This is a genomic window from Aeromonas sp. R10-1 (assembly GCF_040908465.1).
GTDB classification, from domain to species: Bacteria; Pseudomonadota; Gammaproteobacteria; order Enterobacterales; family Aeromonadaceae; genus Aeromonas; species Aeromonas caviae.
This window is the reverse complement of the sequence record NZ_JBFODT010000034.1, coordinates 139,512-165,711: the sequence shown is the minus strand read 5'-3', so window position 1 is coordinate 165,711 and position 26,200 is coordinate 139,512. Positions and strand designations below refer to the sequence as shown.

The following is a 26,200-nucleotide window of genomic DNA, read 5'->3' as shown; positions in this document are numbered from 1 at the left end:
GAGCCCTCTTCCCTTCACCGGCGGGCCCTTGGGGGGTTATCGGGTCTTGTCGATGCCCAGGTATTTGAGCATCAGTTTTTCATAGATGGGTTCGGTGTCGCCCACCTGCATCTTGTGCAGGAAATACTTCTCGAACGCTATCTTGGCCAGGTGGACCCACTTCCCTTTCTTGAACCAGGCGACGTTGCGCGGCGGGATCTGCGGCATGGCCACGAAGGCGGCCCCTGTGTCCCCCATGTCCGCCAGACAGATGGCATTCCACACCGCCCGGGTGACCGGGGGCTGGCCGTCCAGCTCTGCCTTGATGTTGTGGCTCAGGGTGCGCACCATGGCTTCGATCATGTAGCCGGTCTTGGGCACCCCGGTCGGAACCGGCGTCTTGTGCTGGGGCGGGATGGCGATGCAGACCCCGGCGGCGTAAATCTGCGGGAAGACAGGGTTGCGCTGGTGTTCGTCGACGATGACGAACCCGCGGGGATTGACCAGCCCCTCGAGGCCCCGCAGGGGGCTGATGCCGGCGAAGGCGGGCAGCATCATGGCATGCTTGTAGGGGAGGCTGTGGGTGCGCTTGACGTTGCCATCTTCATCCAGCTCCTCCACCGTCATCACCCCATCCCTGGCCGCCACGGTGCGGGCATTGCAGATCCATTGCATGTCGCGCATGCGCAGCTCGCTCTCCAGCATGCCCTTGGAATCCCCCACGCCGTTGAGGCCGAGGTGACCGATGTAGGGTTCGCTGGTGACGAAGGTCATGGGCACGTCCTTTCTCACCTTCTTGTCGCGCAGGTGGCGATCGAGGATGAAGGCGTATTCGTAGGCCGGGCCGAAGCAGGAGGCGCCGGGCATGGCACCGACGATCACCGGCCCCGGTTCGTCGAGCAGCCCGTTGACACTGTGCAGGCACTCCTCTGCGTGGGAGAGGGTGCAGACGCTGGCGGTGCCGCCCGCCGTCGGGCCTGCTCCCTGCACCTCTTCAAAGGCGAGTGCGGGGCCGGTGCAGAGCACCAGAAAGTCGTAGTGCAGGTGCTGGCCATCGGAGAGGCGGATCTGCTGTTCGAGGGGTTGCAACCCGGTCAGGGCGGCGTGGATGAAGCGGATCCCCTTCTTCTTCACATGAGGCTCTATGGGGAGGGAGATATCCTTGCGCTCTCGCCACCGGACCGCAATCCACGGGTTGGAAGGGTTGAATTCAAAGTCGGGTTTGTCGTTCACCAGGATGACGTCGTGCTGCTTGCCGAGTTCGGCCTTGAGCTCGTAGGCGGCCGACATGCCCCCCAACCCTGCCCCGATGATGATGATGGTTGCCATAATGAGCCTCCGCTCTATTACACGGCTCCTGTGAGCCAATATGTCCGCCTGCCTATTTGAGCCCCATTCGCCTGAGCACGGCGGCGGCGGGACAGACCCCGGTGAACGCGCTCTGGATCAGGTTGACCCCGACAAAGACGCTCAACCAGACAAAGCCCGGGTGGACCCAGGCCGTGAGCAGCAGCGACAGCAGCAACATGCCACCTGCGACCACTCTGACTCCGTTATCGACGGTCATTTCTCGTCTCCTTTTGTTTAGTGATTGCTAATTTAGGGTTGTTTTATACAATAGAACAAATATCAGCAATTGCTAATTTAATCTTATGAGCCATTTCGACGAGATGAACCGACATGCGACAGCCGCCGCCGGCCTGCTCAAGGCGCTGGCTCATCCCGAACGCCTGATGGTGCTCTGCCAGCTGGTGGAAGGGGAGAAGGGGGTCGGGGAGCTGCTGGCCCACAGCCAGCTCGGGCAGTCGGCCTTCTCCCAGCAACTGTCGGTATTGAAGCGCCAGGGCCTTATCCGCTCGCGCAAAGTCTCCCAGCAGATCTACTACTCCCTGGTGAGCGAGGCGGCGGCCGATGTGCTGGCGGCGCTGCAAACCCATTTTTGTCACTCAGATGAGGAAATTCGATGATGGAAAGCCAATGGCTGCTCTCGTTGGGGGGCGGCATGCTGGCGGGGCTCTCGGCCCTGATCCTGATGTTGTTCAACGGCCGGGTGGCCGGGATCAGCGGCATTCTGGCCGGTGCAATGCAGTACAAGACGCCCTGGCGGGTGCTGTTTCTGCTGGGATTGGGACTGGGGGCCTGGCTGGCGCTGACCTTGGGTTGGGCCACCATGCCCGCCTTTGATGCCTTGCCCGGCTGGCCCGTGGTGCTGCTGGCCGGCCTGCTGGTGGGCATCGGCACCCGCCTTGGCAATGGCTGCACCAGCGGTCACGGCATCTGCGGCATGGGGCGGCTGTCGACGCGCTCCGTGGTGGCGACGCTCACCTTTATGGGGATGGGCGTGGCGACCGTGTTCTTTACTCACCACATGTTTTGACGGGTTGATTGCCATGAAATTGCTGACAAGTGTGTTTGCGGGTCTGCTGTTCGGGCTGGGAATGGCCCTCTCCGGGATGATGGATCCGGCGCGGGTCACCGGGTTTCTCGATCTGGCCGGTGCCTGGGATCCCAGCCTGGCCTTCGTGATGGGGGGAGCCCTGGCTGTCTTCATGCCGGGCTACTTCCTGCTGGTAAAGCCCCGTCGTCTGAGCCTGCTGGGGGAACCCATGGCCCGGGTTCCCGCTCCCGTGCTGGATCGCCGCCTGATTGGCGGGGCCGCACTGTTCGGGATCGGTTGGGGCCTGGTCGGCATCTGTCCAGGGCCTGCCTTGAGTCTCATTTCCAGCGGACAGCCCATGATATTGTTGTTCATCGGGGCCATGGCGGCCGGGATCCTGCTGGTGGACAAGGTCTGGAACAGGGTGCTGGAGAAGGCTCGCCAGCACCGTATTGCCTGAGTTTTCAAGGTGCCCATGAGCCAGGGAAGGAGAATCATGATGAACACAATCCGGTTGCTGGTGACCACCCTGCTGGTCATGACATCCACCCTGGTGGCGGCCGAGGAGGCCAAGGGGTTGCTGACGCTGACCCCGCAGCGCGTCACCGACTGGCTCACCTTGAGCGGTACCGTGAGCGCCATTCATCAGGGGACGGTCGCGGCCCAGACCAGTGGCCGGGTCTCCCGCATGCTGGTGGATGTGAATGACGAGGTACAGGCCGGGCAGCCCCTGCTCGAGATAAGCGGCAAGGAGCAGTCTGCCGCCGTGACCGGCGCCGAGGCGCGGGTGGCCAGGGCCCAGGCCCAGCAGGTGGAGGCCGAGCGCCAGCTCACCCGTTATCAGGCCCTCATCGCCAAGGGGGTGATCACCCGGGCCCAGCTCGACAACGCCCAGGCAACGGATCGGGCCGCCCGCGCCGAGGTCAATGCCGCCGAGGCCGCCCTCATCCAGGCCCGGGAAGCCTACGGCTATACCCGTATCCTCGCCCCCTACGCCGGGGTGGTGACCAAGCGGCTGGTGGAGCTGGGGGAGACGGTGGCCCCCGGTACGCCGCTGCTATCCGGTTTCTCCCTTGGCGAGCTGAGGGTGGAGCTGGAGCTGCCCCAGTCCGCACTGGCTCTCGCCGGCCAGCCGTCGGATGTGCAGGTGCTGCTGCCCGGTGGCAAGGCCGTGACTCCCGTCAAGCTGACCCGCTTCAACTACGCCGACAGCCAGAGCCACAGTTTCCGGCTGCGCCTCGATCTGCCGCCGAACACGACAGGGGTGCTGCCCGGCATGTGGCTCAAGGTGCAGCTCAAACAGGGTGAGCGTCAGGTGTTGCAAGTGCCGGAGCCCGCCCTGCTGCGGCAGGGGGAGTTCAACGGCGTTTACCTCAAAGAGGGGGAGGGCTGGGCCCTGACCCCGGTGCGGGTCGGCCACTGCGAGGCTGGGCTGTGCGAGGTCCTGGCGGGTCTCAAGGGCGGTGACACCCTGGCCCCCGATGCCTGGACCCGTCAACAGGAGGTGCCCCATGAGTAGCGATCTGAACGACAACCATGGCCGCCTGGGGCCGGCGGGTCGGCTGGCGGCCCTGTTTCAGGGCTCGGCCATCACCCCGCTGCTGGCGCTGATGGGGCTCTTGCTCGGCCTCTTTGCCGTGCTGGTGACCCCCAAGGAGGAGGAGCCCCAGATCGATGTCACCTTCGCCGACGTCTACATTCCCTTCCCGGGGGCCAGCCCGACAGAGGTGGAATCCCTCGTCACCACCCCTGCCGAGCAGGTGGTCTCCCAGATAAAGGGGATAGATACCCTCTACTCCTTCTCCCAACCCGATGGTGCCCTGCTGGTGGTGGTGTTCAAGGTAGGCGTGAGCCGGGAGCAGGCCATCGTGGATCTCAACAACCAACTCGACTCCCATCGAGACTGGCTGCCCCAGGGGCTGGGGGTGGGTCAGCCTCTGGTGAAACCCAGGGGGATAGATGATGTGCCCATCGTCAGTCTGACCTTATGGAGCAAAGATTGGAGCAAAGAGGGGAGCAAGCAGCTGGGGGCCCCCGATCTGACCCGGGTCGCCCACGAGCTGGAGACCGAACTCAAGCGCATTCCCGGTACCCGGGACATCTACAGCCTGGGGGGCCAGCGCACCGTGCTGCGGGTGATGCCGGACCCGGCGGCCCTCAGCGCCCATGGCATCAGCTGGGGCGAACTTAGCCAGCGTCTCTCTGCCGCCAACCGGGTAGGCAGCGAACAGGCCGTGGTGCAGGATAACCGGGAGATCAAGGTGCAGGTGGGGCAGTTCCTGCAAAGCGAACAGGAGGCCCGCGAGCTGGTGGTGGGGTTGCACGACGGCAAGCCTGTCTATCTCGGTGAGGTGGCCCGGGTGGGGCTTGGTGAAGAGACCCCGGTCCAGCGAAGCTGGATGGGGCAGGGGCAAGCCAGCTACCCGGCGGTGACCCTGGCCATCGGCAAGCAGCCGGGGCAGAACGCGGTGGAGGTGGCCAAGCGGGTGGAGGCACGGGTCGAGAGCCTCAGGAACCGGCTCATCCCGGCTGGCGTCGAGGTGACGGTGACCCGTGACTACGGCGTCACCGCCGAGACCAAATCCAACACCCTCATCGGCAAGCTCATCTTTGCCACCACGGCGGTGGTATTGCTGGTGCTGGTGAGCATGGGGTGGCGCGAGGCGCTGGTGGTGGGGGTCGCCATCGTCATCACCCTCGCACTGACCCTGTTCGCCTCCTGGGCATGGGGCTTTACCCTCAACCGGGTGTCCCTCTTTGCGCTGATCTTCTCCATCGGCATCCTGGTGGATGACGCCATCGTCGTGGTGGAGAACATCCACCGCCATCGCGGTCTGGGCAAGGGGTCGCTCAAGGATCTCATTCCGGGCGCGGTGGACGAGGTGGGGGGGCCGACCATACTGGCGACCCTGACCGTCATCGCGGCCCTGCTGCCCATGGCCTTCGTCAGCGGCCTGATGGGCCCCTACATGAGCCCCATCCCCATCAATGCCAGCATGGGGATGCTTATCTCGCTGCTGGTGGCCTTCATCTTCTCCCCCTGGCTGGCCAATCACCTGCTCAAGCGCGAGGGGCATGTCGCCCACGGGGAGGCCAAGGCCGGGCTCTTTCACCGGCTGATGACCCCCTTCCTGATGGGTGACGGCGCCAAGCGTGCCAGACGCAAACTCTGGCTGGCCATTCTGCTGCTGGTGGCGGGGGCGGCCGCCATGCCCGTGGTGCAGTGGGTGGTGCTCAAGATGCTCCCCTTCGACAACAAGTCGGAATTCCAGCTGGTGCTCGACATGCCGGAGGGGGCGACCCTGGAGCAGACCGAGCGCACCCTGCTGGCGGTGGGTCGGGAGCTCGCCAGGGTGCCCGAGGTGAAGGATTACCAGATCTACGCCGGCACCGCCGCCCCCATCAACTTCAACGGGCTGGTGCGCCACTACTTCATCCGCAGCGGCGCCAACGTGGGGGACATCCAGGTCAATCTGGTGGACAAGCATGAGCGCCATCGCAGCAGTCACGAGATTGCCCGGTCGGTGCGTGCGCCCTTGCAGGCCATCGCCAGTGCGGCAGGGGGCAACCTCAAGGTAGTGGAGGTGCCCCCGGGACCGCCTGTCTGGTCACCCATCGTTGCGGAAGTGTATGGCCCGACGCCTGCTGCCCGTGAAGCGGCGGCGCGCGCCGTACAGGCCCGCTTTGTGGCCACGGCGGATCTGGTGGACGTGGACATCTATCTGACCGACCCTCAGCCCAAGTGGCGGCTGGTGGTGGATCGCGCCCAGGCGGCCCTGCTCGGGGTCGATCTCGGGGATCTGGTGGCGACCCTCAACGGGGGCGTGGGTTATCAGGATGCCAGCTGGCTGCAGGGGCAAGGCGCCAAGTATCCGGTGCCGATCCGCATCGAGCTCGCCCCCGGTGACAAGCGGGATCTGACCGGCATCCTGGCCCTCAAGGTGCGCAGCCAGAGCGGCCAGCTGGTGCGGGTCTCCGAGCTGGTGAGCCGTCGTGATGAGGTGGCCCCCAGCTACCTCATGCACAAGAACATGCAGCCCATGGTGATGGTGGTGGCTGACATGGGCGGCCATGCCGACAGCCCGCTCTACGGCATGTTTGCCGCCGGTGCCGACATCTCGCTGCCACAGTATTACGTGCATCAGCCCGACAAGCTGGGGGAGGTGGCGCTGTTGTGGGACGGGGAGTGGAAGATAACCTACGAGACCTTCCGCGACATGGGGCTGGCCTACGGGGTGGGGATGATCCTCATCTACCTGCTGGTGGTGGCCCAGTTCCGCTCCTATCTGGTGCCGCTCATCATCATGGCCCCCATTCCGCTCACCCTCATCGGGGTGATGCCGGGTCACGCCCTGCTGGGGGCCCAGTTCACCGCCACCTCGATGATAGGGATGATTGCGCTGGCCGGGATCATCGTGCGCAACAGCATCCTGCTGGTGGATTTCATCGAGCAGCAGCGGGCGAGTGGCATGGCGTTCGAGCAGGCGGTGATCGAGGCGGCGCAGGTGCGAGCCAAACCCATCATGCTGACGGCGCTGGCGGCCATGATAGGGGCGCTTTTCATCCTGGATGACCCCATCTTCAATGGCCTCGCCATCAGCCTGATCTTCGGGATCCTGGTTTCCACCCTGCTCACCCTGGTGGTGATCCCGCTGCTCTACTACAGCCTGCTCGTTCGCCGAAGTCAGAGGTAAATACAGGGGGCCATTGCCCCCTGTTTTCTGGCATCACACCGCCTCGCGGGTATCGCAGGTTTTCATCAGGGGGAAATAACGGCGATCCGCCTGGCTCATGTGGCCCACGACCAGCTCCTGGATGATGAAGTTGAGCAGGGCGTCGTTGCCAAGGGTACCCGCCTGTGCGGCCGCCATCAGCTGACCGGCTTTTTTCAGCAGATGCTGGTGCTCCTGGCGATGGGCCGCCAGCTCCTCATAGCCATATTGCGCGAGGACCTGCTCTTCGAGGAGGAAGTGCTGGCGCGCCACCTCGAATATCTGCGCCATGTCTGCCAGCAAGGCATCCGGATGGATGCCGGGATCCTGCATGTGCTCGAGCAAGCGGTTGCCCAGCAGGTAGAGCTGGCGGTGGTCCGCATCGATGCGGGGGTGGCCGCATGCGTGGGCGGGCTGCCATTGCAGGGTGCCGGGGAGGGGATCCTGCCCGGTGGAAAACAGGCAGACCCTGCCCCGGCCATGGTGCTTGGCTTGATACATGGCCTGATCGGCGTGGTGCATCAGGGTCTTGGGGTCGGTGCCGTGATCCGGATAGAGGGCGACCCCTATGCTGCCGGAGATGCGCAGCGCCTGCTGCTCAAGCTGGAAGGGGTGATGCAGGCAGTGGTGCAGCTTGTCGGCGACCGCGAGGCCTGAGGCATCCGTATCGGGCAGCATGATGACGAATTCGTCCCCTCCAAGGCGTGCCACCAGATCTTCTTCCCTGACGCACTCCCCCATGCGCTCGGCCACCAGCTTGAGCAGCAGGTCGCCGGTTTCGTGGCCGAAGGTGTCATTGATGGGTTTGAAGTGGTCGAGATCGATGAAGACCAGGGCCAGGGGCTGCTGGGGAGCCTGCTCCAGGGTCTCCTTGAGCCGCTGTTGCAGCAGGCGGCGGTTGGCCAGGCCGGTGAGGGGGTCATAGAAGGCGAGGCGGCGCATCATCTCCTCCCGGGCCGAACGTTCGGTAACATCCCGGGTCACCCCCAAAATGGCGTCCGGTCTTGTGCTGGCGCTGCCATGCAAGGTAGTGACCGTCTCGATGGCCACCAGATGACCCTGCTTGTGGCGCAGCTGGGAGTGGATGACGCACCGGGTCTGCCCATGATCCCCCCGTTGCCAGGCCTCGAGGGAGACGGTGATGCCGTCGCGAAGCTGTTTCCAGGACTCATCGGGGAGCAGCTGGCGCAGGGAGAGGGCAAAGAGTTCGGCAGGTTCATAGCCGCTCAGGGATGCGATGGCGGGGCTGATGTAACGAAAACGCAGGCTATTGGTGTCCATGGTCCAGATCACGTCGCCGCTGTTCTCCGCCACGAAGCGGTAGTGCTGCTCGCGCTGGGCCAGTTCCCGGGTGAGCCGCTGTCGGTCACTGGCCTCTTCCCGCAGACGCAGATAGAGGTGCAGGAAGACGCCGAGCAGTGCCAGCAGGGAGAAAGAGATCAGCATGGCGATGGCCACGCTCCTGTCGAGCAGTTGGCGCTGCTGGCGAAGGCTCGCCTGGGAACTGTTGTAGAGGAAGGGGGTGAGGTTGGGCACCGCCTTGATCATCCCGGCCTCCTGGTAGGTGCGTGCGATCTGCTGCCAGCGATCCTGCTGCATGTAGCCGGGCTCGATGATGTCGGGCTGCATCAGGGCTCGGGTTTCACGGGCCTCGAAGGCGAGTGCCTCGCGCCCGGCCCCGCTGGGGTAGTGCTCCAGGATCAGGTTGATCATCTCCTCGGGATGATCCATGGCATAGCGCCACCCCTTGAGGCTGGCCTGCAAGAAGCGCTGGACCCGTTCCTGCTGGTTGATGACCTCACTCTCCGAGGTGAAGAGGTTGTCTCCGTAGAAGTCGTACCCGATGTCGCGGGGGCTGAACACCCGGAAGGGAATGCCCTGTTGCTGCAGGGTGAAGGGCTCGGTTGTGCTGTAAGCGCTGATGACGTCCGCCTGGCCCCTCAGCAGTGCCTGGACCCCCCGTTCGTAGGGCAGGGTCTCCCACTGCCGGCTGCGGGTGTAGCGATGCAGGTAGGTGAGCAGCTCGTTGGAGCCGGGTTCGAGCATCAGCCGCTTGTTGGCCAGATCGCCCGGGGTCTGGATATCCGGCCGCTCCAGGGTGATGAGCATCAGGGGGGAGTGCTGCAACATGGCGGCGAGCACCACCACAGGGCGACCTGCTGCCCGGGCCAGCAGCAGATCGCTGCCGCGGATGCCGAACTGGGCGCGACCCGTGGTGACTTCATTGATGACGTCGGTGCCCGGCCCCGCCTCCCGCAGAGTGACCTGCAGGCCGGCCTCCCGGTAGAACCCCTTGGCGATGGCGGCGTAGTAACCGGCAAACTGGAACTGGTGCTGCCAGGGAAGTTGCAGGATGACGCGCTCATCCGCCCTGAGGTGAGCCGTGGTCAGGGTGGCAATCATCACCCAGAAGGGCAGAAGCCAGCGTACAGGCTGGCGAGATGCATCGGACTCCGTCATACCGCTGTTCTCTCGGGAGGTGCTCTTCTGGCTAGAGTCAAACAATTTCCTGTTATTCGCAAGGGGAGCAAGCCCCAATAAGATGGGGCGAGGGAGGCATTAAAAGTCATTTTTGTGTCATTCATCACGTCAATGGTCGTCACGGCTCGTTTTGAAACCTTGTCAACCCGTCACCGGCCCGGTGAAAAGGGTATTAGGTGTCATTCCAGGAGGGATGGCTGCCGCCTCTCTTCTCGCCTGTTAATGACAAACTGCGTGTTTTTGGCAATTCCCTCTTATCTTCTCCTGTCGTATCAGAAGTTGATGCTCTTGTCCGTATCGGGTGTCGACCTGTGGCGGTCGGGGGACGCCTTCCTTCGTTCAGGGTGGTATGGTAGTCATCCGTTTCCTGTTTCCCGAGAAGGTCCTGTCATGTCTTCCTTGCGCCTGCTGCTCTCCGACTCCCACGATCCCCTGTTCAACCTCGCGGTGGAGGAGTGCATCTTTCGCCAGATGGACCCGGCCCAGCGGGTGCTGTTCCTGTGGCGCAACGACAATACGGTGGTGATAGGCCGGGCCCAGAACCCCTGGAAGGAGTGCAACACCCGCCGCATGGAAGAGGACGGGGTGACCCTGGCCCGGCGCAGCAGCGGGGGCGGCGCCGTGTTCCACGACCTTGGCAACAGCTGTTTCACCTTCATGGCGGGCAAGCCCGGCTATGACAAGAGCGTCTCCACCACCATCGTCATTGATGCCCTCGCCAGACTCGGCGTGAGTGCTTTCGCCTCCGGGCGCAACGACCTGCTGGTGGCGACCCCGGACGGGGATCGCAAGGTGTCGGGTTCGGCCTACCGGGAGACCCATGATCGCGGCTTTCACCACGGTACCCTGCTGCTGGATGCCGATCTCGGCCGCCTCGCCCACTACCTCAATCCCGACCCCAAGAAGCTGGCGGCCAAGGGCATCAGCTCGGTGAGAAGCCGGGTGGCGAACCTTGGCGAGCTGCTGCCTGGTCTGGATCATGAGCAGGTGGTGCAGGCCCTGTGCAACGCCTTCTTTGCCCATCACGGTGAGGTGGTGCCGCCCGAGCACATCTCCCCCGAGCGGATGCCCGACCTGCCCGGCTTTGCCGAGACCTTTGCCCGCCAACGCAGCTGGGAGTGGAACTTCGGCCATGCTCCCGCCTTCAGCCACCTGCTGGAGGAGCGCTTCCCCTGGGGCGGGGTCGAGCTTCATTTCGACGTGGAGAAGGGGGTGATAGGACGGGCACAGATCTTCAGCGACACCCTGGATCCTGCGCCCCTGGATGACCTGGCCGTACGCCTGCCCGGGGTGGCCTATCGTCCCGAGGCCATCGACGAGTTGCTGCGTCAGTGGCGGGCGACGTTTTCGGCCAACCCCGAGCTGGAAGGGTTTTCGGCATGGCTGCTGACCGCCCTGCGCTGACCTTGCCCATGGCCAGGATCACAAGATGAACAGGGGAAAAGAGGGGAGAGAGGGCGCGGCGCCCGTCAGGGCGCCAACATGACAAAAAGTAGGGCAGACCATTAGTTAATGTCTCTGTTGATAGAGGTGTCACTGGAGTATAAAAACCGCACCTCAGCAGTATCAATGGTATAAAAATGAATCACTTGGTCTATCTGAAAGATGAGGGCGTCAACGCCGTCTCCCCCGAGTTCGCCCGCCGTTTTGCCACCGTCAAAGCCCACTTCTTCTCACGCAACCCCGACCTCTGGCCGGTCTTTCGCGAGCCCGGCTTTGCCACCCTCAACGAGTTTCGCGCCCGTGGGCTGGCGCCGGATGCGCGGCTCAATGCCTGGCCCGATGGCCGCGCCCGCCTGGCGGATCTCTGCGAAACCATGCCGGTGCCAGCCACCATGCGCACGCCGGGGGAGCCCATGGCGGAGCTGCTGTTTGCCGGCGCCTTGTCAAAGGATTGGGAGAACCCCTCCAGCGTCGAGAACGTCATCACCATGTCGGCGGATCCCGCCATCTATGGCGCCCAGATGGGTATTCTGGCCAACCCCAACCTGGTCTACTCCGAATACGCCGGGGTGGCCGAGGAGCTCGAGAAGAAGGTGGTGCGCCAGATAGCGCTGCTGGCGGGTTACGACCCGGCCCGCGCCACCGGCATCTTCACCCAGGGGGGGACGTTTTGTAACCTCTACGGCTACCTGCTCGGCATCCGCAAGAGCCTGCCACAGGCCAAGCACAAGGGGCTTGGCCACTATCAGGATTACCGCATCATCAACTCCCAGGGCGGCCACTACTCCAACATCACCAACCTTTCCCTGCTCGGGGTGGACATCGAGAACAAGACCATCCGCATCCAGGTCGGGGAGAACAACGACATCGATCTCGACCACCTCGAGCGCACCCTGACCGCCTGCTTCGCCCTCAAACACGTGGTGCCCACCATCATGCTCACTATGGGCACCACCGACACCTTCGGGGTGGATAGGGTCAAACCCGTGGTCGAGCTGCGGGACAGGCTGTGCGAGCGCTTCGAGGTGGCGGTCAGGCCCCACATCCACGTCGACGCCGCCATCGGCTGGTCGATGATCTTCTTCCTGGATTACGACTTTGCCGCCAACCCGCTCGCCATCAACAGCGCCACCCTGGCGGGGATCGAGCGCAACGTGAGCCGCTTCGCCGAGCTCAGATATGCCGATTCGTTCACCGTGGACTTCCAGAAGTGGGGTTATGTGCCCTACACCTCCAGCCTGGTGATGATCAAGGAGCAGGACGATCTCAAGGCGATGGAGAATGACCCGGAGAACTTCTCCTACTTTGAGCGGGACATCCAGGGTCAGACCCACCTGCAATCCACCATAGAGTGCTCCCGCGGGGCGAGCGGCCTGTTCGGTGCCTATGCGGCCCTCAACTACCTGGGGGTGGAGGGGTATCGCACCGTGCTTGCCCACTGCCTGCAAAACGCCAACTACTTCCGCTTCCGGTTAAGCCAGCTCGGCAACGTCAAGCTGGTGGCCCAGGAGAACCAGGGGCCCAGTGTCGGCTTCAAGATCTACAACCCTGAGTGGGTACAGGACCCCGAGGCGGAGTTCGCCTTCGAGCTGGCCCGCAGCCCGGATGCGGCCTACAAGGCGCGGCTGGCCCGCAACACCGAGTATCACCGCAGCCTGTTCAAGGGACGCGGCAAGGTGGGGCTCTACACCAACTGGGTGGAGGCGGTGGCGCACTCGGAATACGACGAGCGCGGCAAGTATTCCTACATCGCCGGCGAGAAGGCGGTCTTTATGAACCCCGCCTGCGGCCGCGAACAGATCGACGCCTTTATCGCGCATATTCGTGGCTGAAAGAGCCACATCTTGTGATGTCATAAATAAAGACGGCGGGATGATCCCGCCGTCTTTATTGAAATGACTCCGCTTACTGTTTCTGGATGGCGGTCACGGTGAGCTTGCCGGCCGGGTTCTCGGCGTGAAAGCGCACCGCATCCCCCACCTTCAGATCCTTGAGCAGGGCTGGATCAGCCACCCAAAAGACCATGGTCATGGGGGGCATCTTGAGGTTGGTGATCGCCTCGTGCTTGATCCCCACCTTGCCCTTGGGTGCGTCGATGCGGCTGATGACCCCCTTAGTCAGGGTCTGTTCGGTTTGCATGGCGGCCATGTCGTGGCCCTCATGGTTCATCCCCTCCATGTGCGCCATGTCGTGCCCCTGGTGGTTCATCATCTCCTCTGCCTGCAGGCTGGTGTGGGTAGCGAGGCCTAGCAGCAGGGTCAGGGTCAGCGTCTTGTAGTTCATGGTGTTTTCCTTCAATCGTTCAGTCGAAAAGGGTTGGGAAATCGGGTCATTCGGATTGTTGATAAGCAGGCAGGTTGCGGCTGCGCCAGAGGTAATAGGCGGCAGGCAGCACCAAGAGGGTCAGCACCAGCGCGCTCACCATGCCGCCAATCATGGGGGCGGCGATGCGCTGCATCACCTCGGAGCCGGTGCCGTGGCTCCACATGATGGGCAACAGGCCCGCGATGATGGTCACCACCGTCATCATCTTGGGGCGCAGGCGCAGGGCGGCGCCGTGGATCACAGCCCGGTGCAGGCCCGCCTGGTCCGGCTTGCCGCAGGCCACGAGGTCATCCCAAGCGTGGTTGAGGTAGACCAGCATCAGGACGCCGGTCTCCACCGCCACCCCGGCCAGGGCGATAAAGCCCACCCCCACCGCCACCGAGAGGTTGAAGTCCAGCAGCCAGAGGGCCCAGATCCCGCCCACTACCGCCAGCGGCAGGGTGGTGAGAATGAGCAGCACCTCCTGGAAGCGGCGAAACGCCAGATAGAGCAGCAGCACTATGATGGCGATGGTGAGCGGCACCACGTAGGCGAGGCGCGCCTTGGCCCGCTCCATGTACTCGTATTGGCCGGACCAGGTGAGGGCGTAGCCCGCCGGCAGCACCAGCTGCTTGTCCACTTGTGCTTTGGCTTCATCAACGAAGGAGCCGATGTCGCGGCCGCGAATATCGACGTAGACCCAGCCGTTGAGGCGCGCGTTTTCACTGCGCAGCATGGGCGCCTCATCGCTGATGTAGACCCGGGCCACGTCCGCCAGCGCGATGCGCGCCCCGCTCGGGGTCACCAGCGGCAGCAGCTCGAGGCTCGCCACCGAATCGCGATAGCTCTGGGGATAGCGCAGGTTGATGGGGTAGCGCTCACGCCCCTCGATGGTCTGGCCCACCTCCATGCCACCCACCGCGGTGGCGAGCACCGCCTGCACGTCGGCGATATTGAGGCCGTAACGGGCCGCCTTGAGCCGGTCGATATCCACCTTGACGTAACGCCCACCGGCCACCCGCTCGGCGTAGACCGATGAGGCGCCCTCCACCTTGCCGACGATTTGCTCAAGCTTTTGGCCGAGCTGCTGGATCACCTTGAGATCCGGCCCCGCTATCTTGATGCCGACCGGGGTCTTGATACCGGTGGCCAGCATGTCGATGCGGGTCTTGATGGGGGGCACCCAGGCGTTGGTGAGTCCGGGGAAGCGGATGAGGGAGTCGAGCTCCTCTTTTAGCTTCTCCGGGGTCATGCCGGTGCGCCATTGATCGCGTGGCTTGAGCTGGATGCTGGTCTCCATCATCACCAGGTCGGCGGGGTCGGTGGCCGACTCGGCGCGTCCCGCCTTGCCAAACACGTTCTGCACCTCGGGCACGGTACGAATCAGCTTGTCGGTCTGCTGCAAAATCTCCCGCGCCTTGCCCACCGAGATATTTGCTGCTGTGGTGGGCATGTACATGATGTCCCCCTCATCGAGCGGCGGTATGAACTCGGAGCCCAGGTACTTGAGCGGCCAGAAGCCCGCCACCGTCACCACTGCGGCGATGGCCAGGGTGGTTTTCGGACGGGCCAGCACGGCCTTGAGCAGCGGTACATAGCCCTGGCTCAGCCAGCGGTTCAGCGGATTGGCCTGCTCGGCCAGCACCTTGCCGCGGATGAAGTAGCCCATGATCACCGGCACCAGCGTGATGGCGAGCGCCGCAGCGGCAGCCATGGCGTAGGTCTTGGTGTAGGCGAGGGGGTGGAACATCCGCCCCTCCTGCGCCTCCAGCGCGAACACCGGCAGGAAGCTGATGGTGATGATCAGCAGGGAGAAGAAGATGGCGGGCCCCACCTCTATGCTCGCCTCGGTGATGATGCGCCAGCGGTTCTTGTCGGTGAGCGCCTCCCGCTCCATGTGCTTGTGGACGTTCTCGATCATCACGATGGCGCCATCCACCATGGCGCCGATGGCGATGGCGATACCCCCTAGCGACATGATGTTGGCGTTGATCCCCTGCAGGTGCATCACGATAAAGGCGGTCAGGATGGCGATGGGCAAGGAGATGACCACCACCAGGGATGAGCGCAGGTGGAACAGGAAGGCGAGGCAGACCAGCACCACCACCGCGAACTCCTCCACCAGCTTGCCGGAGAGGTTGTCGATGGCACGCTGGATAAGATCGGAGCGATCGTAGACGGTGACCACCTCCACCCCCTCTGGCAGGCTGCTTTTCAGCTGGGCGAGCCGCGCCTTGACCCCGTCGATGGTGTGCTGGGCATTCTCGCCGTAACGCATGACGATGATGCCGCCCACCACTTCCCCTTCACCGTTGAGCTCGGCCAGACCGCGCCGGCTCTGGGGCCCGGTGACCACATCCGCCACGTCGCCCAGCAGCAGCGGGGCACCGCGCACAGTGGTGCCGAGCGGGATCTGCTTCAGATCCTCCACGCTTTTCAGATAGCCGTTGGAGCGCACCATGTACTCCGCTTCCGCCATCTCGATGACGGAGGCGCCGGTCTCCTGGCTGCCCTGCTTGATGGCTGTCTCGATAAGGGAAAGCGGGATGCCGTAGGCGCGCAGCTTGTCCGGGTCGACCCGCACCTGATACTGGCGCACCATGCCGCCGACGGTGGCAACCTCGGAGACCCCCTCCACCGTCTGCAACTCGTACTTGAGGAACCAGTTCTGCAGTGAGGTGAGCTGGCTGAGGTCATGCTTGCCGGTTCTGTCCACCAGTGCGTACTGGTAGACCCAGCCCACCCCGGTGGCATCGGGGCCGAGCTGGGGGCGGGCGGAGGCGGGCAGGTTGGGTGAAACCTGGCTCAGGTACTCCAGTACCCGGGCGCGGGCCCAGTAGAGGTCGGTGTTGTCGTCAAACAGCACATAGACGAAGGAGTCGCCGAAGAAGGAGTAGCCGCGCACCGTGGTCGCTCCTGGCACCGCCAGCATGGCGGTGGTGAGCGGGTAGGTGACCTGATCCTCCACCACCTGCGGCGCCTGGCCCGGATAGGCCGTCTTGATGATCACCTGCACGTCGGAGAGATCCGGCAGGGCGTCCACCGGGGTCTGTTTGACCGACCAGAGCCCCCAGGCGGTGAGCATGAGGGTCAACAGCAGCACCAGAAAGCGGTTGCCCACAGACCAGCGAATGATGGAAGGAATCATGACTTGGCTCCCATATCGTGCTGGCTATGGTCCATGCCTTCCATCTTCTCCATCTCATCCGTTGCGGGCTTGGCTGCGTCGCCGCTTGCTGGCGCTTGCTCCTGATGGATGGTGGTGATTCGGTACTCATCTCCCTCCTGCATTACTTGCAGATGGAGGGTCTGTCCCTCGGCCAGCTTGCTGATGTCCACACCGTCGGCCACGGTGAATTCCATCTCCATGGCGGGCCACTGCCACTCGGGGATGGGCTGGTGGGAGACCATCAGGGTGCGGTTGGCCAGATCGATGCTTTCAACCTCGCCCTGGGTCCACACCTGGGCGGGGCGCACCGCCGTCATGCGCTGGAAGTCCGAATCGATGGCCGATTCCGAGTCGATCAGAAACTGGGCCGAGCTGACGATACTGTCCCCAGCCTCTACCCCCGCCTTGATGGCGACCTTGTCGCCAAACTGGGGGCCCAGAGTGACGGCGACCGACTTGAAGCTGCCATCCCCCAGCGCCAGCACCAGCCTGTCCTGGCTGCCGGTGCGGATCACCGCTTCGCTCGGTACCACCAACCGGGGTTCTCCCTGCCCGGTGCGAATGCTCACCTTGGCGAACATGTTGGGTTTCAGAAACTCGTCCGGGTTGGCAAAGCGCAGCCGCACCTTGAGGGTGCGGGTGGCGGCATCCAGGGTCGGGTAGAGGTAATCGACCCGGCCCTGCCAGTGGCGGCCGGGGGCATAGTCGAGGGTCATGGTGACCGGATCGCCTACCTTCAGCTGGGCCGCCTGACGCTCGAACACCTCGGCGCTCACCCACACCTGCTTGAGGGTGCTGATGTTAAAGAGCGCTGCGGCGGGCTCCACATACTGGCCCTCGCGCACCTTCAGCTCGGAGACATAGCCGCTGCTGGGGGCATAGATACGCACCGTCTCCTGCACCTGATGGCTGCGCTTGAGGGCAGCTATCTGATCTGCCGGTACCTGCAGGGACTTGAGCTTGCCCTCGGCGGCGCGCAGCAGCAGGGGGTTGGCTGTGTTGAGGGCCAGCAGATACTCGTGCTGGGCGTTGACCAGATCTGGGGCATAGAGCTCGTAAATCAGGCTCCCCTTGCTCACTTGCTGCCCCTCGCTCTTGATGGCGAGGGTGCGGATCCAGCCTGCCATGCGGGCGTTGACCGCCTCCAGCCTGTCCTCGTCGTAAGCCACGTAGCCGACCGTCTCGATCTGCTGGTGGATGGGGAGCTTCTCCACCTTGGCCAGCCGTACCCCCAGGTTCTGCTGGATCTCGGGGCTGATGGTGACGGTGCCCGGCGAGCCACCCTGTTTCTCCTCATAGACGGGGATGAAGTCCATCCCCATGTTGTCCTTGGCGGGGCCATCGCGCTTGTCGCGCGGATCCATGGGGTTGACCCAGTAGAGCGGCGTCTTCTCCTTGGCGGTGGGGCCAGCACTGGTCTGTTTGGCGGCCCAGTAGCCGCCGCCGGCGCCGAGGGTCAGCAGCAGGGCGGACATCAACAGTGTCTTGTTCATGACTGGCCTCCTGCGCGCGGGAGGCGAAGGGGCGGTGGGCACGGCCGCGTGCAGGAAGACCGGGTAATGGGGGGGAATGACATGATATCTCTTCTCTTCTGTCAGGCCGCCAGTGTGGTGGTGTGCGCGGGCTGGGCATCACCACGAGGCGGCAAACGGGGCGCAGCTGTGTCAGCGCGCACGGCTCCCTGCGAGCGGGCCGGTTTGGCCTGGGCGCAGGGTCAGGCAAGGCGGCAGAAAACGGGCAAGCCGAGGCTTGCTGTTGCCGCGAGAGAAGATCGTTCTAGTGGCGCAGCACCGACAACATCAGGTGTCGGCGCGGCCAGGAGGGAGGGTGGGTACCGCGGGATCGCAGGAAGGGATCCCGCAACCAGTTGTCCAGCAGGGGGGCGAGGCGCCACGAAGGGAACAACAGCAAAGGAAGCAGCAGCAGTGACAGCAGCAGGCCCAGCAGGGGCGGCGCACTGGTGGCGCCGAAGACGCCGCTCTGCATCTGGCACTCCTCCCCGGGCGGGGCCGCCTCACTCTGGGGGCCGCCGTGGCAAGAGAGGGAGGCTGTGTCGGCCTGGTGCATGGCGGAGTGCTGCACAGGCTCGCTCTGGTGCAGTCCATGAGACAGGGGGGACTGCGCCGGAGCCAGGATGGATGCGGATGCGTCACTTGGCAGGGCGGTGGCCGCCCCATGCCAGCCGATGCACAGGGTGAGATTGCAGACGAGCATCAGCCCCAGCAACAGCCGGGCGATGAACGTGGTGGGCAATCTCGATGAGAGCATGGGTGGCTTCCCTGTGACGGATGGGCCGAATCTAAACCTTGCCGAAAGGAGAAGGTCAAGGCCTGGCAAGCGCCGTCTGCCTGGGAATTGACATGGATTAAGAAAGGGCGGGGCAGTGAACAGAAAAAGCCCCCGCATGGGCGGGGGCAGGGTCTTTTGGCGAGGGCGAGCCTGGCGTGGGGATCAGGCGAAGCAGGTCCAGATGGGGGCGTGATCCGAGGGCTTGTCGATGCCGCGCAGCTCGTAGTCGATGCCGGTCTCGGTCACTTTGTCCTTGAGGGCGTCGGAGGCCATGATGAGGTCGATGCGCAGGCCCCGGTTCTCGTCAAAGCCCCTGGAGCGGTAGTCGAACCAGGAGAAGCGCTCGCACTCGGTGGGGTTGGCGGCGCGGAAGGTGTCGGTGAGGCCGAACCCCTTGAGCCGCTCCATCCATTCCCGCTCGATGGGCAGGAAGGAGCACTTGCCATCCCGCAGCCAGCGCTTGCGGTTCGCCTCGCCGATGCCGATGTCGAGATCCGTGGGGGAGATGTTCATATCCCCGATCAGCGCTATCTGGTCGTCCGGGGTGTGGTGGGTCTCGAGGTAGTGCTGCAGGTCTTCATAGAACTTCTGCTTGGCCGGGAACTTGGTCTCGTGATCCTGGCTCTCCCCCTGGGGAAAGTAGCCGTTCATCACCTTGATGACGGAGCCGTCTTCCCGCTTGAAGCTGGCCATGATCATGCGGCGCTGGGCATCTTCCGGATCGGTGGGGAAGCCCTTTTGCACCTCGATGGGAGCCTGCTTGCTCATGATGGCGACCCCGTAGTGCCCCTTCTGGCCGTGGAAGACCACGTGGTAGCCCATGGCCTCCACATCCGCGACCGGGAAGGCTTCGTCGTGCACCTTGATCTCCTGCAGGCCGATCACGTCCGGCTGGTGCTTGTCGATAAGGGCTTGCAACTGATGAAGACGGGCACGCAGGCCATTGATATTGAAAGAGATGATCTTCATGTTCGGGGTGCTCATGTCGTTTTTGTTCGTCGCTTATTGGACTAGGAATCCGCGATGGATGCAAGTTCGGGGGCTGTGACTGGCGCAGCGGCTCGGGAATCTGTTCACGATCTGTCGCGAGAGTCTGTCAGCAAGGTGACGCGCAGCAGAGGAACCTGAGTGTATATACATGGAAGCGCCTGGCGACACATAAGCGAGCAGCACATGAGCCTTGGAAGCGGCTTCCCAGCAAGATAGTGGACAGGTTTCTAGCGGGTCATCTTCTTGACAAACACCACCACGAACAATGCCAGCGTGAAGCTGCCGGTAAAGGCTTCGAAGGCGGCGAAGATCCGCGACAACCCCACCGGGGTGAAGTCCCCATACCCCAGCGTGGTGAAGGTCACCACGCTGTAGTAGAGGCACTCCATCAGGAAGATGGCGTTCTGCTCCAGAGGAGCGTCCGGGCGATAGATGAGGTGGGTGCCCGCGAAGTTGAGGCCGCAGAAGAAGTAAAAAATGCTGCAGATGACGATGAGCAGCAGGGAGAAGAGTACCACCCGCATGGGGGCCTCGCCGTAGCCGCAGAAGAGATCCACTATCCAGGAGGCGAAGCGGCGGTAGGACCAGAACGGCATCTGCAGGCGGCGCATGGTGAGCTCCTGCTGGATGTAACGACCGGACATGGTGAAGATGCCCTGGGCCTCCGAGGCCTTGCGCAGATCCCGGTAGGTCTCCTCCGCCTCCTTGAACCAGACGCGGGCCTGCGCCGGGTCACGCTCACGGCGCCCCTTTCTGTCCTGCATCAGTCGCTTGCCCGTTTCCAGGTTGTCGAGGCGGGTGTTCTTCCAGCGGATGCCGAGCAGGTTGACGTCGTCGAGGGTGGCGCAGTGGAGGTTCGCTTCGCTCAGATCAGCCTTCATCAGGCTGCCGCCCTTGATGCGAATGCCGTAGAGATGGGCCCCTCGCAGGTTGGCGCGATAGAGGTTGCACTGCTCCAGCAAGAATCCCTCCGGACCCTGCCTGTTCACCAGGTTGAGATCCGCCAGCTCGGCGCGGGCCAGTTGCAGGCCGTGGCACAGGCCTCCCTGGCGCACATAGCGCTCCAGCGCCTCGGCGGTATCAGGGGTGTTGTGGGCCGCAGCGGGGTCGTGCCAGCGGCAGAGATCATGATCCCCTGCCTCTTCGGTGCAGTGGCGGCCATCGGCCACCAGGTATCGGCACATTGCCATGGTGTTGCCCCTCCCTTCCCTGAGTCAGTATCAGCATAGGTGAGGGGAGGAGGGTGGATATCAGCTGTGCTGATGATATTCCTGGCGCAGCTTGCGAAAACGTTCCTGCTGGGCGGGGTTGAGGGGGATACCCTCCAGCACCTCCAGGGTCTCCTTGCACTCGGCGCCAAACTCCGGGCTCTTGCGGTTCTTCTGCATGAGTTGCAGCAGCACCTGGATCTTGTTGAGGGCGGCGCCGGTATTGGCGGGCGCCCGGCGCAGGGCCTCGCGAAAGTGGCCGAGGGCCTGCTCCAGCTCTCCGGCCTGATAGGCCTTGATGCCCAGATCGTTGAGCTGCTGATAGCGCTGGCGCCGCTCCTGCACCGTCTTGTCATCCCGGGTCACCTGGATGCAGGTGGTGAGCAGCCGATCCTCATCCTCCGCCAGCAGGGATTGCAGGCTCTCGGCGTACTCGAACTCCCCGAGCTGATAGAGGGCGAGTATGGTCTCGCCAAGGAGGGCCGGAGGCATGGTGGCGGGCTCGTCCAGCCAGTTCTGGTTGGCGCGATAGAGCATCTTCTTGCCCTTTAGCAGCTCCCCCAGGGCGATGCGCACCCGGGCCTGGCAGATCTGCTCGAACACCGGGTAGTTGAACTCCGACATCATCAGGGAGTCGCGGATGCGCGACAGGGCGGAGTTCACCTGCTTTTGCAGGTTGGCGATGTGGTAGCCGTCGTTGCTGTTGAGGGCGTAGAGAGTGAGGGTCTGGATATAGGCCCCTAGATAATGCGGCGTGCGGTGGATCGAGTTGCGCGACAAGTCGATGAGGGCGAGCAGTACGTCCTTGGCCTGGGCGTAGTCGTGCCGCTGCAGGCACACCTCCGCCAGACGGCGGGAGAGCTGCACCGACTGAGGAGAGATGTCCACCGCCCGGCGCAGCTCCTGCTGGGCCTGCTCGTCATTGCCCAGCGCCAGCAGGGACTCCGCGAGCCAGAGGTAGGCCTCCACCATCAGGGGGGTGTGTTTCAGGGTGGCTTGCAGGTGGCTCACCGCCTCTTCGTGCAGACCCAGGGTATGGCACGCCTTGCCCAGAGTGAGGCGAGCCCAGCTGTTCTCCTGCCCCGCCAGCAGCTGGCGCATCAGGCTGCGGGCCTCCTTGGCCTGGCCCAGCTTGAGCTGGGTGTCGGCCTGCAGGCAGCGGCAGAAGTTGGCAAAGCGAGGCACCGCGTCCGCCTGTTTGGCACAGGCCTCCACCAGGGCGGGCAGATCGTCCCGGGTGAGGGCGCTGAAGACGCTCTCCAGCGCCTGGCGCCGGGCGAGGGCGCGTTTGAGGCGAAACGAGAACTGCTCCTGGGAGAAGGGCTTCATCAGGTATTCGTCGGGCTCGGCTTCCAGCGCGCTCAGCACCATGGCGCGGGAGCCGTCGCTGCTGACCATGATCACCACGCTCTGGGGCGGAATGAGTTGCTGATCCCGCAGGCTTTCCAGCAACTGGCGGCCGTTCTCGCCCGCCCCCAGCTCATAGTCGAGCAGATAGATGTCGAAGCTCTCTTTCTGGCAGCGGCGGCGCGCCTCGTCGGCGGAGTTGGTGTAGGTGATGCGGTTGATGCCGATGTTGATCAGCATCGCCTTCATCATCATCTGGAAGGAACGCTGTTCGTTGACCAGCAGGATGCGCTTGGGCTTGGGCTGGGGTTTCTTCTCGGGTACGGAGTCCGGTGTCTGCATCTGTCTGGCATCAAGGCGCTACGGGCTGGTGGGAGAAGTGTGCCACCAAAGTCCGCAGGCAGGCAATTGCACATGGGGAGGGGCCCCGGTTTTTCCCGCAGACCTTGGGTAAAAAAAGGGTGTCTTGCCTTTGATCCCGGTCAAGGGAAGGTGAGTTGGCACTGGCAGGCGCTGTCCCGGTTTTTAGACTTGAAGTGCGTCAGCATGCGGGAGGCAACAGAGGGCAGGGTGCCCGTCTGCTCCCTTGCCCGCTCACAAGGAGGGATCAGATGAGTTTGCTACCGAGTCGCACCAGCCTGTTTGATGACCTGTTCCACGACATGGCCTCCGGCTTCTACATCCGCCCCCTGCACGGGGACCCGTTGCCCGGCCAGATCAAGCTGGATCTGCGGGAGAGCGGGGATGACTACCTGCTGCAGGCGGAATTGCCCGGAGTGGCGAAGGAGGACATTCACGTGGACGTGCACGGCAAGCTGGTGACCCTGAAGGCGGAGATCCGCCAGTTTGACAGCCAGAACAAGGATGAACGGGCCCTGCGCAGCGAGCGTTATTATGGCAGCGTGTCGCGCAGCGTCGAGCTGCCGGTGGAGGTGTCGCCAGAGCAGGTGAGCGCCCGCTTTGACAACGGCATCCTCACCCTGCTCCTGCCCAAGCAGGCGGCCAGCCCCGTCCCCCACCGCATCCCCATCGAATAGGCGGTCAGTGAACGAGGCCCCGCACTGCGGGGCCTCGTCATTCAGGGCTGCTTGCGCACCAGATAGGGGGCAAACTCGGGGGTGTGGCTGGCGGCAAAGCCCGTGGCGGTCTTCTCGATGAGATAGACCGCCAGCTTGTGCTCCCTGGCAAAGGCCATCGCCCGCTCGGGACCCATCACCATGAGGGCGGTGTCGAGGGCATCGGCCTCCAGGGCCGTGGGGGTGATGACGGTGGCGGAGACCAGCTTGTGGGTCACGGGCTCGCCGGTGGCGGGATCGATGATGTGGGAGTAGCGCTTGCCGTCGAGCTCGTAATAGTTGCGATAGCTGCCGGCGGTGCTCACCGCCATGCCGTTCGGGGTCACCACATCCTCGATGGCGCCCGGTCTGTCCGAGGGCTCGACGATGGCCACCCGCCAGGGATTGCCCTTGTCGTTGTGCCCCTTGCTGCGCACCGCCCCGGCCACTTCGATGAGGTAGTTGTGAACCCCTCTTTGCTCCAGCAGCCCGGCTATCTCGTCGGAGGCCGCCCCCTCACCCAGGGTGGAGAGATCCAGATAGAGGTCTGGGATGGCCTTGCCGAGCAGGAAGTGATCCCCCTCGGGGGTCAGGGTGAGCTTGTCGATGCCGACCCGCTCCCGCGCCTTGGCGATCTGCTCTGCGCTGGGCCGCTTGACCGGGCGCTTGTCCGGCCCGAAGCCCCAGAGGTTGACCAGGGGACCCACGGTGACATCGAGAACCCCCCGGGTGAGGTGCCCGGCGTCAATGCCCTGTTGCACAATCTTCGCCATGGTGGCCGGGATGACCTGGGGGGGCTGCCCCGTTCCCTGATTGAAGCGGGAGATGAGGGAGCCCGGATCATAGGTGGAGATCTCCTTGTTCAGGCGTGCCAGCAGCGCCTCCACCTCCTGATGCAGTGCCCCCTGTCCGCCGGGAAAGGGGTCGCTCAGGGTCACCGCATAATAGGTGCCCATGGTATTGCCCTGGATACGGGTCTGGGTCGGGGCCGGCTGGCAGGCGCCAAGCAGCAGGATCAGGGAGAGCAGCAGGGTGCGCGTCAGCGCAGGCGCAAAGGGGAACTTCATCTCTCATTCTCGCGGGAGTCATCGACGGGGGAGCAGCTTAGCCAACGGCTGCGGTGTTGGCGAGTGGCCGTGGGCGGGAAGGCCGCAAATAATTAAGCCAGACGGGGATGTGATCAACCCGCTTTGGGCCCCGGGTCGGGAGAAAAGAAGTGACCGGGCCCTCAGGCTGGCCCAAAAGCCATCGTCCTTCGGCGACATTTGAATACAATGAAGATCGATCCTGACAGCATCTTTGCGGGTCGCGCCCACGGGGGCGAGATGCCTGTGCTGTCATCCTTCGTCAATCAAAGGAGAAAATGATGAAAAAGGTGTTAACCCTGCTGCTTCTTGGCTCCCTCGCCACCCCGGTCCTGGCCGACGAGTGCGCACTGGTGATCGAAGGCAATGACGCCATGCAGTACAACCAGACCGCGATGAGCGTGCCGGCCACCTGCAAGGAGGTGACGGTGACCCTCAATCACACGGGCAAGCTGCCGGTGGCCAACATGGGCCACAACTGGGTGCTGGCCAACACCGCCGACTATCAGGCTATCGCCACCGCCGGCATGAGCGCCGGGGTCGATCACGACTACCTGCCCAAGGATGACCCCAGGATCCTGGCCCACACCCAGTTGGTGGGGGGCGGCGAGAGCACCAGCGTCACCTTCAAGACCGACGGCCTGGCGGGCAAGGAGCTCACCTTCTTCTGCTCCTTCCCGGGCCACTTCGCCCTGATGAAGGGCAGCTTCAAGGTGGGGTAGTGCCAAGGGTCGTGTCGCCGCCAGCACAAGCAAAAGCCGGGAGGGTCCCGGCTTTTTTGTCTTCGCTTGTGCTGCGTCGCGGCGCTTTCATGATCTGGTCTGGGGTGGCCAGGAGATGACCGGCGTAGAATAGGCCGCAAATGGGCCAGTGGCCCGCCTACGCCCCTTCGGAAAAGAGAGCATGAACGCAGTGAAATGGATGCTTGGCTGTTGCCTGATGCTGCTGTGTGCCATCGCGCTGGCCGCCGAGCCCCCGGTCAAGAAGAGCCGGAGCGGCATCTGTCACCCCAAGGGCGGCACCTACTACAGCCGCACCAGGCACTATACCCCCTATGACACCATGCAGGCCTGCCTCGACAGCGGGGGCCGTGCCCCCCGGCGTTAAACGGCGGCCGGCCTGGGCTGCAGGGTAAAGAAGGCGAGGGTGGTCTTCTTGCCGCACTCGAAGCGGATGCTCTCCTCCCCCTGCACCACCAGGGTCTCGCCCGGTGCGACCTGTTGCCCCTGCACGGTGAGCTGGCCTTCCAGCAGGTGGCAGAGGTAGCACTTGTCCGCCTCCAGGGTGAGGCTGAGGGGGAAGGGCAGGTTCAGCACCCGCACGTTGGCGCTGATGCGCGCCGGGTGGTAGATGAGCCCGAGATCCGTCACCTCTTTTTTCAGCAGCTCGCAGCGGGTCTCGTCATCCCCGCTGAAGTGGGCCGCCTCGTAGGTGGCGTAGGGGTGGCCGTTGAGCACGAAACCGGCACCGCTGACGGGCAGCAGGATGCGCTGGTAGCCGGGAAAGCGGGAGAAATTCCCTGCTTCCTTGATGGGGGCCGAGCTCAGCCGGTAGTCAAAGTCGAGCTTGTCCAGGGTCGAACCAGGGGGGGAGATCAGGATCTGGGCCGTGGTGCCCTGCCTGTTCTTCCAGGGCATTTTCAACTGGTCGGACTCTTTAATCAGGGTGATCACGATGGCGCCTCGGCGGGAAGGGGAGAGTGGGGCCAGTGATACCATCTCCGGGAGTGGCTCACAAGGCGCCGCCAGCGCAGGCCGCGCT

22 protein-coding genes are annotated in these 26,200 nt (G+C 63.9%); 10 read left to right on the top strand and 12 right to left on the bottom strand.

Annotated elements, in window-relative coordinates; translation table 11 throughout:
• Nucleotides 1-36 precede the first annotated feature (36 nt).
• Both AB5Y93_RS17325 and AB5Y93_RS17320 read right to left on the bottom strand, forming a co-directional pair.
• Nucleotides 37-1,308, bottom strand: coding sequence for an NAD(P)/FAD-dependent oxidoreductase (locus AB5Y93_RS17325; RefSeq protein WP_039039227.1), 1,272 nt, complete (start codon nt 1,306-1,308; stop codon nt 37-39).
• A gap of 52 nt (nt 1,309-1,360) precedes the next feature.
• Nucleotides 1,361-1,546 carry a DUF2892 domain-containing protein gene (locus AB5Y93_RS17320; RefSeq protein WP_041213243.1) on the bottom strand — a complete coding sequence of 62 codons (186 nt, stop codon included), beginning with the start codon at nt 1,544-1,546 and terminating at the stop codon, nt 1,361-1,363.
• Between the two features lie 85 nt (nt 1,547-1,631).
• On the opposite strand from AB5Y93_RS17320, the gene AB5Y93_RS17315 reads away from it, so the two are divergent.
• The 5 genes from AB5Y93_RS17315 to AB5Y93_RS17295 are packed head-to-tail and all read left to right on the top strand — an operon-like array spanning nt 1,632 to nt 7,050.
• Nucleotides 1,632-1,946, top strand: coding sequence for a helix-turn-helix transcriptional regulator (locus tag AB5Y93_RS17315; protein WP_039039225.1), 315 nt, complete (start codon nt 1,632-1,634; stop codon nt 1,944-1,946).
• Nucleotides 1,943-2,356: a YeeE/YedE family protein gene (locus AB5Y93_RS17310; protein ID WP_042881673.1), complete on the top strand. Its 414-nt coding sequence runs from the start codon at nt 1,943-1,945 to the stop codon at nt 2,354-2,356. Before AB5Y93_RS17315 ends, AB5Y93_RS17310 begins: the two co-directional genes overlap by 4 nt.
• Nucleotides 2,357-2,369: 13 nt before the next feature.
• Nucleotides 2,370-2,816: a YeeE/YedE family protein gene (locus AB5Y93_RS17305; protein ID WP_039039223.1), complete on the top strand. Its 447-nt coding sequence runs from the start codon at nt 2,370-2,372 to the stop codon at nt 2,814-2,816.
• 39 nt (nt 2,817-2,855) lie between these two features.
• Nucleotides 2,856-3,875 (top strand): efflux RND transporter periplasmic adaptor subunit, encoded by a 1,020-nt coding sequence (locus AB5Y93_RS17300; RefSeq protein ID WP_368229951.1) that lies wholly within the window; start codon nt 2,856-2,858, stop codon nt 3,873-3,875.
• Nucleotides 3,868-7,050 carry an efflux RND transporter permease subunit gene (locus AB5Y93_RS17295; RefSeq protein WP_368229928.1) on the top strand — a complete coding sequence of 1,061 codons (3,183 nt, stop codon included), beginning with the start codon at nt 3,868-3,870 and terminating at the stop codon, nt 7,048-7,050. The genes AB5Y93_RS17300 and AB5Y93_RS17295 overlap by 8 nt, the downstream gene beginning before the upstream one ends.
• Nucleotides 7,051-7,083: 33 nt before the next feature.
• Here the strand turns inward: AB5Y93_RS17295 and AB5Y93_RS17290 are convergent, their stop codons facing one another.
• Complete coding sequence (locus AB5Y93_RS17290) at nt 7,084-9,471, bottom strand: diguanylate cyclase (protein WP_368229950.1); 2,388 nt, start codon at nt 9,469-9,471, stop codon at nt 7,084-7,086.
• A gap of 468 nt (nt 9,472-9,939) precedes the next feature.
• Between AB5Y93_RS17290 and AB5Y93_RS17285 the strand changes: the two genes are divergently transcribed.
• On the top strand, nt 9,940-10,953 hold the full coding sequence (locus tag AB5Y93_RS17285; protein ID WP_368229927.1) for a lipoate--protein ligase: 1,014 nt from the start codon (nt 9,940-9,942) through the stop codon (nt 10,951-10,953).
• A gap of 176 nt (nt 10,954-11,129) precedes the next feature.
• The gene (locus AB5Y93_RS17280) at nt 11,130-12,824 is read left to right on the top strand and encodes a pyridoxal-dependent decarboxylase (RefSeq protein WP_214005936.1); all 1,695 of its coding nucleotides are present in this window, start codon (nt 11,130-11,132) and stop codon (nt 12,822-12,824) included.
• Between the two features lie 73 nt (nt 12,825-12,897).
• Here the strand turns inward: AB5Y93_RS17280 and AB5Y93_RS17275 are convergent, their stop codons facing one another.
• From AB5Y93_RS17275 to AB5Y93_RS17245, 7 genes are all read right to left on the bottom strand, one after another.
• The gene (locus AB5Y93_RS17275; protein ID WP_368229926.1) at nt 12,898-13,275 is read right to left on the bottom strand and encodes a copper-binding protein; all 378 of its coding nucleotides are present in this window, start codon (nt 13,273-13,275) and stop codon (nt 12,898-12,900) included.
• 46 nt (nt 13,276-13,321) lie between these two features.
• Nucleotides 13,322-16,444: an efflux RND transporter permease subunit gene (locus tag AB5Y93_RS17270; RefSeq protein ID WP_368229925.1), complete on the bottom strand. Its 3,123-nt coding sequence runs from the start codon at nt 16,442-16,444 to the stop codon at nt 13,322-13,324.
• Nucleotides 16,441-17,958: an efflux RND transporter periplasmic adaptor subunit gene (locus tag AB5Y93_RS17265; protein WP_368229924.1), complete on the bottom strand. Its 1,518-nt coding sequence runs from the start codon at nt 17,956-17,958 to the stop codon at nt 16,441-16,443. The genes AB5Y93_RS17270 and AB5Y93_RS17265 overlap by 4 nt, the downstream gene beginning before the upstream one ends.
• 283 nt (nt 17,959-18,241) lie before the next feature.
• Complete coding sequence (locus AB5Y93_RS17260) at nt 18,242-18,733, bottom strand: hypothetical protein (protein ID WP_368229923.1); 492 nt, start codon at nt 18,731-18,733, stop codon at nt 18,242-18,244.
• 183 nt (nt 18,734-18,916) lie between these two features.
• The gene (gene xthA / locus AB5Y93_RS17255; protein WP_010673667.1) at nt 18,917-19,723 is read right to left on the bottom strand and encodes an exodeoxyribonuclease III; all 807 of its coding nucleotides are present in this window, start codon (nt 19,721-19,723) and stop codon (nt 18,917-18,919) included.
• Nucleotides 19,724-19,971: 248 nt separating this feature from the next.
• Nucleotides 19,972-20,934 carry an ion channel gene (locus tag AB5Y93_RS17250; protein ID WP_029314056.1) on the bottom strand — a complete coding sequence of 321 codons (963 nt, stop codon included), beginning with the start codon at nt 20,932-20,934 and terminating at the stop codon, nt 19,972-19,974.
• Between the two features lie 60 nt (nt 20,935-20,994).
• Nucleotides 20,995-22,641, bottom strand: a complete 1,647-nt coding sequence (locus AB5Y93_RS17245; RefSeq protein ID WP_042014219.1) for a response regulator — start codon at nt 22,639-22,641, stop codon at nt 20,995-20,997.
• Between the two features lie 269 nt (nt 22,642-22,910).
• Between AB5Y93_RS17245 and AB5Y93_RS17240 the strand changes: the two genes are divergently transcribed.
• Nucleotides 22,911-23,336, top strand: a complete 426-nt coding sequence (locus AB5Y93_RS17240) for an Hsp20/alpha crystallin family protein (RefSeq protein ID WP_368229922.1) — start codon at nt 22,911-22,913, stop codon at nt 23,334-23,336.
• Nucleotides 23,337-23,377: 41 nt separating this feature from the next.
• On the opposite strand, the gene AB5Y93_RS17235 is transcribed toward AB5Y93_RS17240, so the two are convergent.
• A complete protein-coding gene (locus AB5Y93_RS17235; protein ID WP_368229921.1) occupies nt 23,378-24,421 on the bottom strand; it encodes an FAD:protein FMN transferase in 1,044 nt (347 codons plus the stop codon).
• Between the two features lie 299 nt (nt 24,422-24,720).
• Here AB5Y93_RS17235 and azu point away from each other — a divergent pair, with 299 nt between their 5' ends.
• Both azu and AB5Y93_RS17225 read left to right on the top strand, forming a co-directional pair.
• Entirely contained in the window at nt 24,721-25,161 is a 441-nt protein-coding gene (gene azu / locus AB5Y93_RS17230) for an azurin (RefSeq protein ID WP_368229920.1), read from the top strand.
• Nucleotides 25,162-25,342: 181 nt separating this feature from the next.
• Complete coding sequence (locus AB5Y93_RS17225; RefSeq protein WP_039039209.1) at nt 25,343-25,546, top strand: hypothetical protein; 204 nt, start codon at nt 25,343-25,345, stop codon at nt 25,544-25,546.
• Here the strand turns inward: AB5Y93_RS17225 and AB5Y93_RS17220 are convergent.
• Complete coding sequence (locus AB5Y93_RS17220) at nt 25,543-26,112, bottom strand: HutD family protein (RefSeq protein ID WP_368229919.1); 570 nt, start codon at nt 26,110-26,112, stop codon at nt 25,543-25,545. The genes AB5Y93_RS17225 and AB5Y93_RS17220 overlap by 4 nt on opposite strands.
• Between the last annotated feature and the right edge of the window lie 88 nt (nt 26,113-26,200).